Origin of the sequence: Sulfitobacter sp. M22, from assembly GCF_021736025.1 — a bacterium.
Taxonomy (GTDB): domain Bacteria; phylum Pseudomonadota; class Alphaproteobacteria; order Rhodobacterales; family Rhodobacteraceae; genus Sulfitobacter; species Sulfitobacter litoralis.
Genome location: NZ_WMEC01000003.1, coordinates 64,862 through 77,182 on the forward strand (window position 1 = coordinate 64,862; position 12,321 = coordinate 77,182).

The following is a 12,321-nucleotide window of genomic DNA, read 5'->3' on the forward strand; positions in this document are numbered from 1 at the left end:
CTGCTGCCATGTTCCCGGCGGCAGAGCCTTTTTTTATGGCGACAGAAGGCTTCTGAAATGTCCAAATTGATCTCGAAGGTTGCCTGTATTGGCGGTGGTGTCATCGGCGGTGGTTGGATCGCGCGTTTCTTGCTGAACGGGATTGACGTCGCGGTGCATGACCCCAGCCCGGACGCCCGCCGCATTGTCGACGAAGTGCTCGAGAACGCCCGCCGTGCCTACGCCCGCATGCTGATGGCACCGCTTGGCCCCGAAGGCCAACTGACCTTTCACGACACGCTTGCCGCGGCGGTGGCGGGTGCCGATTATATCCAGGAAAGCGTGCCTGAGCGGCTCGACCTGAAGCATACTGTCATCGCCGCCATCGAAGCCGCCGCGCCCCGTGATGCGCTGATCGGCTCCTCCACCTCGGGCTTTCGCCCTTCGCAATTGCAAGAGGGTATGGCCCACCCCGAACGGCTGTTCGTGGCGCATCCGTTCAATCCCGTTTATCTAGTTCCGCTGGTCGAGATCGTGGGCTCCCCCGCGAATACAGAGGCCGCGCTTGACCGCGCCGCAGAAATCCAGCGCGAGACCGGGTTGAAACCTGTCCGCATCCGCAAGGAAATCGACGCCCATATCGGGGACCGCCTGCTCGAAGCCGTCTGGCGCGAGGCGCTTTGGCTGGTGCATGACGATGTAGCCACAACCGAAGAGATCGACGACGTTATCCGCTTTGGCTTTGGTCTTCGCTGGGCGCAGATGGGCTTGTTTGAGACCTATCGCATTGCCGGTGGCGAAGCCGGGATGAAGCATTTCATCGAACAATTTGGCCCCGCCCTGAAATGGCCGTGGACCAAGCTCATGGACGTGCCAGAGATGACAGACGCGCTGGCAGGTAAAATTGGCGATCAGTCAGACGCGCAATCCGGGCAGCATTCGATCCGTGAATTGGAGCGGATTCGCGATGACAACTTGATCGGCATTCTACAGGCTCTGCGGGCCAACGACTGGGGCGCGGGCGAGACCCTTCGCGAGATGGAAGACCGCTTCTTCGAGCGTGCGAAAGCCGTCGCGCGCGCTACTGAAACGGACTATCGCGCGTCCATGGTGCTGCATGAAACGCGTGTGCCGGGCGAATGGCTGGATTACAACGGCCATATGACCGAATTCCGTTACCTTCAGGTTTTCGGCGATGCGACCGACGCTTTCTTGGGCCATATCGGCATGGACGACGCCTATCGCAGCGCGGGCCGCTCGGTCTATACGGTGGAAACCCACATTCGCCATCTTGCGGAAACCAAGGTCAACACGCGGCTTTCGGTGAAAAGCATCGTGCTGGGCCATGACGCCAAGCGCATCCGTTTGCATCACGAAATGGTTGATGAGGCCGGGCAGGTGCAGGCCACCGCCGAGCATATGTTGATGCATGTGGATACAGAGGCGGGCCGCGCAAGTCCGATGGCGGCACCGCTGACCGAACGGCTTGCGGCTCTCTCGCCGGGTCAAAGCGGGCTGGAGGTGCCTGAGCACGCGGGCCGCCCGATCCGCGACATCGGTTGGCCTGAACCGGAGGTCAGCTGACATGCACCCGCTCGCCCGCATGATCCTGCACCGTCTGGCTCTTGGGCTGTTGACGCTGTTTGCGATTTCTCTGTTTATCTTTATGGCAATTGAATTGTTGCCCGGAGACCTTGCCGAAGAGGTACTTGGCCAATCCGCTACACCGGAAACAGTGGCGGCCTTCCGACGTGACCTTGGTCTCGATCAGCCGGCCTATGTTCGGTATCTTGACTGGCTTGGCGGCATTGTTCGGGGTGATTTTGGTCAGTCGTTGGCGAACAACCGGCCGATTTCCGACCTGTTGGCTGCCCGCCTTGGGAACACGCTCTTTCTCGCTGTTTATGCGGCGGTCATCTCAGTGCCGCTGGCCGTGGGGCTGGGATTGCTGGCCGCGCTGTATCGCGGCAGCTGGTTTGACCGGGGGGTGAACATCTTTACCCTCTCGTCGATCTCGTTTCCGGAGTATTTCGTCGCCTACATCCTGATGCTGTTCCTGTCGATCCGCTGGGGCATTTTTCCGTCAATCTCGGATTTCGGCAGTAGCGCAGGGCTGGGCGAGATGCTGTACCGCACATTCCTGCCAGCCTTGACGCTGGTGCTTGTAGTGACCGCACATATGATGCGCATGACGCGGGCGGCAATCATAAACCTGCTGGCCCAACCCTATATCGAACTGGCGTGGCTCAAGGGGGCGTCCCCCCTCCGAGTGATCCTGCGCCACGCGCTTCCCAATGCGCTTGCACCAATCATCAATGTGGTGGCCCTGAACCTCGCCTATCTGATTACAGGCGTGGTCATCGTCGAGGTCGTCTTTGTCTACCCCGGCCTTGGACAGCTGATGGTTGATTCCGTAGCAAAACGGGACATCCCCGTGGTGCAGGCAAGCTGTCTGATTTTTGCGAGCATCTACATTCTTCTCAACCTCGGCGCGGATGTGCTGGCGATCGCCACCAATCCCCGCCTGATGCACAGGAAGTGACCCATGAGATTTTATAACGGTGCTTCCGTCCCGCCCACGGCTGTCTTTGGCATTATTGTCATCGTCCTATATGCCCTTATCGCCATTTTCGCAGGGCAACTGGCCCCATTCGCTGAAACCGAGATTGTCGGGATGGAGTTCGAACCACCTGGCGGGGCCTATCTGCTGGGGACCGACAATCTTGGGCGGGACATGCTGTCGCGGCTGATCTGGGGGGCGCGCAATTCCATCGGCATCGCTCTTGCGACCACTGGAATCGCCTTTTTCTCCGGCGCACTCCTAGGACTGTTTGCAGCCGTGGTCGGTGGATGGGCCGACCAGATCTTGTCGCGTCTGGTAGATATGTTGATCTCGATCCCGTCACTGCTGTTTGCATTGTTGCTGCTGTCCATTTTCGGCACCTCGATCCTGACCTTGATCCTTGTCATCGCCACGCTCGAGATGACGCGTGTGTTTCGCTTGTCCCGCGCCGTGGCGATGGATGTCGTGGTGATGGACTTTGTCGAGGCCGCAAGGCTGCGCGGCGAAGGCATGTGGTGGCTGATCCGGCGCGAGATCCTGCCTAATATCATGGCCCCGCTGGTGGCCGAATTCGGGCTGCGCTTTTGCTTTGTTTTCCTCGCAATCTCTGCCCTGTCGTTTCTGGGCCTCGGCATCCAGCCCCCCACCGCCGATTGGGGATCGATGGTGCGCGATAATGCGGCGCTGATTACCTTTGGCGACATTACGCCCTTGCTGCCCGCAGCCGCGATCGCGCTGCTGACCGTGGCAATTAATTTCGTCGTGGACTGGATGCTTCACCGCACCTCTGGCCTGAAGGATTAAGAGATGAGCAAACCGCTTTTAACCATTCGAGATCTTAAGATCGAAGGGCGCAAGGGGAGCGATTGGCTCCCCATTATCAAAGGTGTGGACCTTGAACTTAGGCGGGGCGAAGTGCTGGGGCTGATCGGGGAATCCGGTGCAGGAAAGTCGACGATGGGCCTTGCTGCCATGGGGTATACCCGCGATGGGACCCGCATTTCAGGCGGAGAGATCACGTTTGACGGAATGGACCTGCGAGGCCTCAGCGAGCGTCGCAAGCGTGGGCTGCGCGGCAAGCGCATCGCCTATGTCGCGCAATCGGCGGCGGCGAATTTCAACCCCGCACACCGGCTGATCGATCAATACAGCGAAGGCCCGGCGGATATTCACGGATTAACTTCGCAGCGTGATGCGGCGCAGGATGCCCGGATGCTGTACGCCCGTCTGCGTTTGCCCAACCCCGATGAAATCGGCTTTCGCTATCCGCATCAGCTGTCGGGGGGACAATTGCAGCGCGCAATGACCGCGATGGCAATGTCGTGCAAGCCTGACCTTATTATTTTTGATGAACCGACCACCGCACTGGATGTCACCACACAGATCGAGGTGCTGCGTGCCATCCGCGATGCGGTGCGCGAACTTGGCACCGCGGCGATTTATATTACCCATGACCTAGCCGTGGTCGCCCAGATGGCTGATCGCATCAAAATTCTGCTGCGCGGCGAAGAGGTCGAAGAGCAGCCCACGCGCGAGATGTTGGCGAACCCGAAAGAGCCCTATTCCAAGTCGCTTTGGGCTGTGCGCAGTTTCGAAGTCGAGGAACGGCCAGTGCCAACGGATGAAACGCCGGTGCTGCGGGTTCACGATGTGACCGCAGAATATGCGCAGGGCATCCCGGTGCTTGAAAACGTCAGCTTTGATATTCACGCGGGGCGCACGGTGGCCGTTGTGGGCGAAAGCGGCTCGGGAAAATCGACCATGGCACGGGTCATTACGGGATTGTTGCCGCCGACTGCCGGTAAGATCGCGCTCGAGGGTACGGCCCTGCCCCCAAGGCTCGCGCAGCGGCGCAAGGGGGACTTGCAGCAGGTGCAGATGATCTATCAATCGGCCGATACCGCGATGAACCCCAAACAGACCATCCGCGAAATCCTTGGCCGGCCGATCTGGTTCTATCTCGGGCTGCGGGGTCGGGCACAGGAAGACAAAATCCGCGAGCTGCTTACCGCGATCGAGCTTGACCCTGACGAATTTATCGACCGCTATCCTGGCTCGCTTTCCGGCGGGCAAAAGCAGCGTATCGGCATTGCCCGGGCCCTGGCCGCCGAGCCAAAGTTCATCATCTGTGACGAGGTCACATCGGCGTTGGATCAACTGGTCGCCGAAGGCATCTTGCGTCTGCTCAAACGGCTGCAAGACGAACGCGGGCTCGCTTATATGTTCATCACCCATGACCTTGCCACAGTGCGTGCTATCGCGGATTATGTGGTAGTGATGCAAAACGGGAAGGTTGTTGAGCAAGGCCCGAAAAGCCAGATGTTCACGCCGCCGCATCATCCCTATACTAAATTGCTGCTCAGCTCGGTGCCCGATATGGACCCCGACTGGCTCGACCGGACCATCAAGACCAGAGAGGAAGCCTGACCCATGCACGTGACCGATCCCGAGGTGCTCCGCTTTATCGCAGATACCGAAGCCGCCTACCCCGCCGAAGCCAATGGGGCGACCGCACAAGACAACCGCCGTATGTATGACGCGATGTGCGCTGTTTTTCGTGCCTCGCGTCCAGCCGGACTGCCGGTGCGCGACGAAAGCGTCGCAGGCGTTCCAGTACGGCGGTACACGCCTGAAGGTGCGCATGCTCGACCATTTTTGCTTTATTCTCACGGGGGCGGGTTTGTTGTTGGTGGGCTTGATAGCCATGATGATGTGTGCGCTGAACTGGCCGTTGCGACCGGATGCGAGGTTATCTCTGTCGATTATCGGCTCGCGCCGGAACACCTGTTTCCCGCGCAGATCGATGATGTCGCAGCGGTCTGGAGCGTTGAAGCTGCCGACGGGCGTCAGGGTATCGCCATTGGGGACAGCGCAGGCGGCAATCTTTCTGCGGGTCTGTGTTTCCGGATGCGTCGCACCGGTGGGCCGATGCCGCTTGCGCAGGTGCTGATCTATCCAGGTTTAGGCGGCGACATGGATGCGCCAAGCTATATCGATAACGCCGAAGCCCCGATGCTGCGCACGCAGGACCTGAAAACCTATGCTGGTATGTTGACAGGCGGCGATATGGAACTGCGGCGCAGCAACCCTGAAATCTCGCCTTTGGTTGCGCAAAGTTTCGCAGGACTGCCCCCCGCGTTCATCGTCACCGCCGATATTGATCCGCTGCGGGACGACGGCCCGGCCTATCTAAAAGCGCTACAGGCCGAAGGTATTGATGCAGAATGGCGCAATGAACCGCAACTGATCCACGGCTACCTGCGGGCCCGCCACCGCAGCGCCCGCGCAGCCGAGAGCTTTCGCGTGATCTGCAACTGGATCAACGCTTTCCTCGCACGATAGCACCCAGCCTATACCATAATCGGGCCGCGCTATTCACCAGCGCGCGGGTCCCCCCGCATAATCATATCGGCTGCTTTCTCTGCGATCATTACCGTCGGCGATGCGGTGTTGCCCGATACGATGCGCGGCATCACCGACGCGTCGACAACGCGCAGCCCCTGCATCCCGTGAACGCGCAGGTCCGTCCCAACCACGGCCTTCGCATCCTGCCCCATTTTGCAGGTGCCCACCGGATGGAAAATCGTTGTGGCAATGTCGCCCGCTTTGGCCAGCAGTTCTTCATCGGTGGCGTAGGCGCTGCCGGGAAGCACCTCTTCTGGCGCATAGGGCTGCAGCGCCTTGGCTGTCATGATCTCACGCGCTTGCCTGAGCGATGTGACGGCGACACGTTTGTCATGATCGGAACTGAGGTAATTCAGCCGGATATCGGGCTGTGTGTCACTGTCGGATGTGGTGATGTGACAGGTGCCGATACTTTCGGGACGCAGGTTGCACACTGACATTGTGATCGCCGGATAAGCGTGTAGCGGATCGCCCAGTCGGTCGGTGGACAGGGGCTGAACATGGTATTCCAGATCAGGCGTCGCCATGGAGGGGTCGGATTTCGTGAACATGCCAAACTGGCTGGGAGCCATCGAGAGGGGGCCAGACCGCTTGAGCCCGTATTCAAGGGCCATGCGCGCCTTGCCTGAAAAGCTGTTGACCATAGTATTCAACGTCTTTGCACCCGTGACCTTATAAACGGTGCGGATTTGCAGGTGGTCTTGTAGGTTCTCTCCGACGCCGTTTAATTCGTGGTGCAGCGCTATGCCTTGATCGGCAAGCACATTCGCGCGGCCAATGCCTGACAGTTCCAGCAGCTTGGGCGAATTGATCGCACCGGCGCAAAGCAGCACTTCGGCCTGCGCGAACGCTTTTTGTACTTTGCCTTTGCGGCGAAATCTGACGCCTCGGACGGTTTTACCGTCAAGGATCAGACTGTCGCTATGGGCCTGGGTGATGACCCGCAGATTGGGGCGCTTCATCGCTGGACGCAGGAAACCGCGTGCCGTGCTCCAGCGGCGTCCCCTGTCCTGATTGACCTCGAAAAAGCCCGAGCCCGCATTATCCCCATCGTTAAAATCGGCACGCGGCAGAATGCCGAATTCCTGAGCGCCGTCTTGAACGGCCTTGAGAATATCCCACTTTAGCCGCTGTTTACTGACCTTCCAGTTGCCGCCCTGCCGGTGTAGTTCCGTATCGCCGCCGTGGTGGTCTTCGGATTTCAAGAAGTAGGGCAGCACATCGTCCCAGCCCCATCCGGTATTTCCCAATTGACGCCAGTGGTCATAATCGGCGGCCTGCCCGCGCATATAGATCATGCCGTTGACCGACGTGCAGCCGCCCAACACCTTGCCCCGCGGGTAAACAAGGCTGCGCCCGTTCAGCCCCGGATCGGGTGCCGTCTGCATCATCCAGTCCGTGCGCTGATTGCCGATACAATAAAGATACCCAACGGGGATATGCACCCAGTGATAGTTGTCGGACTTGCCTGCCTCTAGCAACAACACCTTGGTTTTGGGGTTTTCGCTCAGCCGGTTGGCCAGCACGCAGCCCGCGGTTCCTGCCCCGATGATGATATAATCATAGTCGCCATCAAGGCTGGACGTGTCCGTCATATCGCGCTCCCTCTTTCGCGGCTCTCGGACCCGCAGCCGTCATCAAAACACGTTTTCATGTTCCGTCATGGCTCAAAAGGGTTTTCTTGCAAAGTCGTCCGCAATTGCAGCGGCACGGCTGCGATACCTAGAAAGCTGAATGTCCGTTACACCGACAGATATTGATCGCGAATTTCAGGCTGTGATTGCAGGGACGCCAGCGAGCCTGCGAATTTTTGGGTGCCGTGCTCGATGATCACCACCGCATCGGCCACGGCCTGGGCGAAATGCAAATTCTGTTCCGACAAGAGCACCGTTAATCCTTCGTCTTTAAGTTGCAGGATGACACGGGCCATCTGTTCGACAATCACCGGCGCGATCCCTTCCGAGGGTTCATCTAGCAGGATGAACGCGGGATTGCCCATTAAGGTCCGTGCGATGGTCAGCATCTGCTGTTCACCCCCCGACAGCGCCTTGCCACGGTTGTGACAGCGTTCGGCGAGGTTCGGGAACAGATCAAACACCATGTCTTCGGTCCAGGTGGTGCACCCGTCGCGGGGCGGCTGGCGGCCCACCTCGAGGTTTTCAAGCACGGTAAGCTGGGTGAAAATCCGGCGTTCCTCGGGCACATAGCCCAGACCATTGCGCGCGACTTTGTGACTGGGCCAACCGGTGATGTCTTGGCCTTGATAGATGATCTTGCCCCTGCGCGGCCGCACCAGTTGCATGATGGATTTCATTGTCGTGGTCTTGCCGGCCCCGTTGCGCCCCAGCAGCGCAACGACGGTGCTGCGGGCAACATCAAAGTTCAGATCGTTCAGGACCTGCGCCTTGCCATAAAATGAATTTACGCCGTTCACTTCAAGCATGGGCATTCTCCTGCGCTTTGAACAGCGTGCCGCCGCCCAGATAGACCTCTTGCACCTGCGGGTTGTTGCGGATCTCGTCGACGGTGCCATCGGCGATCAACTGGCCGCGATTGAGCACCATGATCCGGTGCGAATGGGCAAAGACCACATCCATATCATGTTCTGTAAACAGCACGCTGATCCCCCGTTGATCCAGAATGTCGGCGGTCAGCTGCATCAGCGCGATCCGTTCGCGCGGTGCCATGCCAGCGGTGGGTTCATCCATCAGCAGCAAGATCGGGTCATTGGCCAGGGCGACCGCCAGTTCGAGCCGCTTGAGGTCACCATAAGCAAGCACCGCGCAGTGGCGTTCGGCCTGATCGGCCATGCCCACAGTATCGAGCAGCGCCAAGGCCTCGTCGCGGTAAAGCTTATGCGCGAATTTCGTCAGCGAATAGAGCCGTTTGTGGTGCGACATCAGCGCCATCTGCACGTTCTCGACCACGGTCATCGAGGCATATGTCGCAGTGATTTGAAACGTCCGCCCCACCCCCATGCGCCAGATCTTGCGCGGTTGCATGCCGGCGATATTCTTGCCCATCAACTGCACGGTGCCGGACGACGGTTTCAGCTGCCCCATCAGCATGTTGAAACACGTGCTTTTGCCCGCGCCATTGGGGCCGATCAGCGCCAGCAGCTCGCCCTTGGCAAGGTCGAAACTGACGTCATCCACCGCCTTGATGGCACCGAAATTGCGGGACAGGTTGCGCACAGACAGGATCGGGCTCATTTCGCGTCCTCCGGTGTTTTCAGCAGGCCGATGCGTTCGCCCGCTTTGCGCAGCGATCCGACGATGCCTTCGGGGCCAAGGATCACGACAAAGATGATCAGCAGGCCCAAGGCGAGCCGCCAGTATTCGAAACGGGTCAAGTAATCTTTGACGCCTTCAAAGAACGCACCACCAACCCAGCCCCCCGCCAGTGTTTTTACACCGCCCAGAAACACCACGATCAGCGCATCGAAACTGCGTGCGGTCTCAAGCTCGTTCGGGAAGATGCTGCCTTTGGAAAAGACGAACAACCCGCCGGCCAGACCCGCCATGATACCCGCAAAGGTAAAGGCGACCCACTGGATGCGCTTGGTGTTGATCCCCATTGCTTCGGCCTGACGCGCACTGTCGCGTGCTGCGCGCATGGCATAGCCAAAGGGCGCGTGTGCGGCTTGGCGCAGCAGCAGGATGCCCCCGATGCAAAAGACGAAAGCGAGGTAGTAATACACGTCATTGTCCGACGCCCAATCGGACGGCCAGATGTTGACCAGCCCGTCGTCGCCCCCCGTCACATCGCCCCACTGGAACGCAAGGCTCCAGAGCAGTTGCCCGAAGGCCAGCGTGAGCATGGCGAAATAGACACCGGTCGACCGCAGGCAGACCCATCCAATCACCACAGCGGCAAGACCCGCACAAATGGGGGCCAGCACCAGCGCCAGCTCCATCGGGGTGTCGGCATAGGTGACGAATAGCGCCGCGGCATAGGCACCGCCGCCAAAGAAGGCCGCATGGCCAAAGCTGACCAATCCGCCCTGCCCGAGCATGAAGTGCAGCGAGGCGGCAAAGAGACAGAAGATCATGATGTCCGTCACCAGCACCACGGCGAAGTTACCACTGTAGAACGGCAGCAGCGCAAGAAGGACTAACCCGGCAGTCACCAGCATCCGTACGCGGTTGCCAGCGGGTTTGATCGGGCGTTCCGGCTCTCCGGTCTGGCCGTGCTCGCCTGCGATTTCCTCTTTTCCCAGCAAACCGAAGGGGCGGAACATGAGGACGATCACCATGACGACGAACATTAGAACAAGCGTCGATTGCGGCGCATAGGTCACGCCAAAGACGTTCAGGACCGAAATGATCACTGCCGCCAGATAGGCCCCTGGCAGCGACCCCATGCCGCCGATGACCACGACCACAAAGACCGACCCGATGATACTGAAATCCATCAGCAAATCAGCACCGCCTTTGGGCAGTTGCAACGCGCCGCCAAGCCCTGCAAGCGCACAGCCCAGAAAGAAGACGCCCGTAAACAGCCAAGCCTGATTGACGCCAAGGGCACCGACCATCTCGCGGTCTTGGGTGGCGGCGCGCACCAAGGTGCCGACGCGGGTTTTCGTGATCAGGTACCACAGGGCGAAGGCGACAAAGGGCGTGATGATGATCAACGCGATGTCATATTGCGGCACGGGTTCCCCCATGATGCGGATCACCCCTTTCAGCCCCGGCGCGCGCGGTCCCAGCAGATCGGTCGGTCCCCAGATCATGAGCGCCAGATCCTGTATGACTAGGATGACGCCAAAGGTCGCGACCAGTTGGAACAGCTCAGGCGCGCTATAGACAGGTCGCAGCACGCAGATCTCGACGATCACGCCGATGACGCCGACGATCAGCCCCGCCAGCAAGATCGCACCCCAAAAACCGACCATGCCCGGCAGCACCTGCATCAGCGAATAGCCGACATAGGCGCCCAGCATGTAGAACGACCCGTGGGCAAAATTCACCACCCGTGTGACGCCAAAGATCAGCGACAGCCCAGAGGCAACCATGAAGAGCGCACCCGCATTGGCAAGCCCAGTCAGAATCTGTGCGATAAAAAGGCCCATGGGCACCTCTTGATATTAGGGAGGGGGTCAGTGCTGCCAAGGGAGCCTCCCCCCTTGGCAGCGGGTCCGGGTTATTCTGCCGGACGCAGTTTCGTCACTTCTTCGTCTGACGGCAGGTAGTCGGCACCGTCCAGATAGGTCCAGTCGGTCATAACGCCTGCCCCATCCTTGAGCATGGTTTTCCCAACAAAGGCCCCCATGGTGGCCTGATTGTCGATCTCGCGGAAGGTGATGTCGCCCACGGGCGTCGTCACGTCCAAACCTTCAAAGGCCATACGGATCGCGTCGCTTTCAGTTGAACCGGCTTTGCTGATCGCCGCGGCGATGCTTTGCGCGGTCATGTAGCCCACAAGCGAGCCGAGCTTTGGCGTTTCGTCAAATTTCGCCTGATAGCCGTCAACAAAGAGTTTGTTCGCGCCGTCTTCTTCGGTGAAGTCGTACCAAGGGTAGCCGGTCACGACCCAGCCTTCGGGGGCTTCATCAGCCAGTGGCTCTAGGTATTCCGGTTCGCCCGACAGCAGGCCATAGACGGTGCGGCCGTCGAACAGACCGCGGGTGGTGCCTTCGCGGACGAATTTCGCAAGGTCAGGGCCGAAGGTCACGTTATAGATCGCGTCGGGTTTGGACCGCTCCAACGCTTGTACCTCGGCACCGGCATCGATCTTGAACAGCGCGGGCCATTGCTCTCCGACGAATTCGACCTCGGGTTTCAGCTGGGTCAGCACCTCTTTGAACGCGGCAACGGCGTCTTTGCCGTAGGCATAGTTCGGCGCGATGGTCGCGTATTTCACGGCATCGGTCTTGGCGGCTTGTTCCGCCAGCATCGCGGCCTGCATATAGGTCGAGGTCCGCAGGCGGAAGGTCCAGGGGTTGCCTTGGCTCCAGGTTAGCGCGTCAGCCAGCGGTTCGGCCGCAAGGTAAACCCAGCCCTTTTCCGCCGCGACCGAGGAGATCGCCAAGCCGACATTCGACAGGATCGAACCGGTGATCATCACGGTGCCTTCGCTGGTCATCAGCTCTTCGGCGATTTTGATCGCTTCACCGGGGTCGCCTTGATCGTCGCGGAAGATGAATTCAAGCGGGCGGTCCAGCACGCCGCCATCGGCGTTGATTTCCTCAAGCGCCAGTTCAATGCCCTGTTTGTAGGGCTCCGCAAAAGCGGCGAGACGTTTGTAGTGGTTGATCTCGCCGACCTTGATCGGCTCGCCCGATTGCGCTGACGCAGCGAAGCCGGTGACGCCAAGGGCAAAGGCCCCTATGACGCTGTTCAGGAATGTCTTTCTGTTCATCTGGTGGTCCTCTC

General features: G+C 59.6%; 10 protein-coding genes. 5 read left to right on the forward strand and 5 right to left on the reverse strand.

The window, feature by feature from the left end; genetic code table 11:
* Nucleotides 1-57: 57 nt before the first annotated feature.
* Genes GLP52_RS16625 through GLP52_RS16645 form a run of 5 tightly spaced genes read left to right on the forward strand, consistent with a single transcriptional unit; the run spans nucleotide 58 to nucleotide 5,884 of the window.
* A complete protein-coding gene (locus GLP52_RS16625) occupies nucleotides 58-1,563 on the forward strand; it encodes a carnitine 3-dehydrogenase (protein ID WP_237272964.1) in 1,506 nt (501 codons plus the stop codon).
* A 1-nt stretch (nucleotide 1,564) separates the two neighbouring features.
* Nucleotides 1,565-2,521 carry an ABC transporter permease gene (locus GLP52_RS16630; protein WP_237273778.1) on the forward strand — a complete coding sequence of 319 codons (957 nt, stop codon included), beginning with the start codon at nucleotides 1,565-1,567 and terminating at the stop codon, nucleotides 2,519-2,521.
* Nucleotides 2,522-2,524: 3 nt separating this feature from the next.
* Nucleotides 2,525-3,346, forward strand: coding sequence for an ABC transporter permease (locus GLP52_RS16635; RefSeq protein ID WP_237272966.1), 822 nt, complete (start codon nucleotides 2,525-2,527; stop codon nucleotides 3,344-3,346).
* Nucleotides 3,347-3,349: 3 nt separating this feature from the next.
* The gene (locus GLP52_RS16640) at nucleotides 3,350-4,969 is read left to right on the forward strand and encodes an ABC transporter ATP-binding protein (protein ID WP_237272967.1); all 1,620 of its coding nucleotides are present in this window, start codon (nucleotides 3,350-3,352) and stop codon (nucleotides 4,967-4,969) included.
* A 3-nt stretch (nucleotides 4,970-4,972) separates the two neighbouring features.
* Complete coding sequence (locus tag GLP52_RS16645; RefSeq protein ID WP_237272968.1) at nucleotides 4,973-5,884, forward strand: alpha/beta hydrolase; 912 nt, start codon at nucleotides 4,973-4,975, stop codon at nucleotides 5,882-5,884.
* A gap of 29 nt (nucleotides 5,885-5,913) precedes the next feature.
* Here the strand turns inward: GLP52_RS16645 and GLP52_RS16650 are convergent, their stop codons facing one another.
* The 5 genes from GLP52_RS16650 to GLP52_RS16670 form a co-directional block, all read right to left on the reverse strand.
* Complete coding sequence (locus GLP52_RS16650; protein ID WP_237272969.1) at nucleotides 5,914-7,542, reverse strand: GMC family oxidoreductase; 1,629 nt, start codon at nucleotides 7,540-7,542, stop codon at nucleotides 5,914-5,916.
* Nucleotides 7,543-7,688: 146 nt separating this feature from the next.
* Nucleotides 7,689-8,390, reverse strand: coding sequence for an ABC transporter ATP-binding protein (locus GLP52_RS16655; protein ID WP_237272970.1), 702 nt, complete (start codon nucleotides 8,388-8,390; stop codon nucleotides 7,689-7,691).
* Nucleotides 8,383-9,159 (reverse strand): ABC transporter ATP-binding protein, encoded by a 777-nt coding sequence (locus GLP52_RS16660; RefSeq protein ID WP_093732960.1) that lies wholly within the window; start codon nucleotides 9,157-9,159, stop codon nucleotides 8,383-8,385. The genes GLP52_RS16655 and GLP52_RS16660 overlap by 8 nt, the downstream gene beginning before the upstream one ends.
* Entirely contained in the window at nucleotides 9,156-11,018 is a 1,863-nt protein-coding gene (locus tag GLP52_RS16665; protein WP_093732959.1) for an ABC transporter permease, read from the reverse strand. The genes GLP52_RS16660 and GLP52_RS16665 overlap by 4 nt, the downstream gene beginning before the upstream one ends.
* 71 nt (nucleotides 11,019-11,089) lie before the next feature.
* Nucleotides 11,090-12,307 (reverse strand): ABC transporter substrate-binding protein, encoded by a 1,218-nt coding sequence (locus GLP52_RS16670; protein ID WP_237272971.1) that lies wholly within the window; start codon nucleotides 12,305-12,307, stop codon nucleotides 11,090-11,092.
* Between the last annotated feature and the right edge of the window lie 14 nt (nucleotides 12,308-12,321).

Excerpts from the sequence above, each read along its gene's own strand:
- GLP52_RS16625 (WP_237272964.1), top strand. The coding sequence starts at position 58 with ATGTCCAAATTGATCTCGAAGGTTGCCTGTATTGGCGGTGGTGTCATC.
- GLP52_RS16630 (WP_237273778.1), top strand. The coding sequence starts at position 1,565 with ATGCACCCGCTCGCCCGCATGATCCTGCACCGTCTGGCTCTTGGGCTG.
- GLP52_RS16635 (WP_237272966.1), top strand. The coding sequence starts at position 2,525 with ATGAGATTTTATAACGGTGCTTCCGTCCCGCCCACGGCTGTCTTTGGC.
- GLP52_RS16640 (WP_237272967.1), top strand. The coding sequence starts at position 3,350 with ATGAGCAAACCGCTTTTAACCATTCGAGATCTTAAGATCGAAGGGCGC.
- GLP52_RS16645 (WP_237272968.1), top strand. The coding sequence starts at position 4,973 with ATGCACGTGACCGATCCCGAGGTGCTCCGCTTTATCGCAGATACCGAA.
- GLP52_RS16650 (WP_237272969.1), bottom strand. The coding sequence starts at position 7,542 with ATGACGGACACGTCCAGCCTTGATGGCGACTATGATTATATCATCATC.
- GLP52_RS16655 (WP_237272970.1), bottom strand. The coding sequence starts at position 8,390 with ATGCTTGAAGTGAACGGCGTAAATTCATTTTATGGCAAGGCGCAGGTC.
- GLP52_RS16660 (WP_093732960.1), bottom strand. The coding sequence starts at position 9,159 with ATGAGCCCGATCCTGTCTGTGCGCAACCTGTCCCGCAATTTCGGTGCC.
- GLP52_RS16665 (WP_093732959.1), bottom strand. The coding sequence starts at position 11,018 with ATGGGCCTTTTTATCGCACAGATTCTGACTGGGCTTGCCAATGCGGGT.
- GLP52_RS16670 (WP_237272971.1), bottom strand. The coding sequence starts at position 12,307 with ATGAACAGAAAGACATTCCTGAACAGCGTCATAGGGGCCTTTGCCCTT.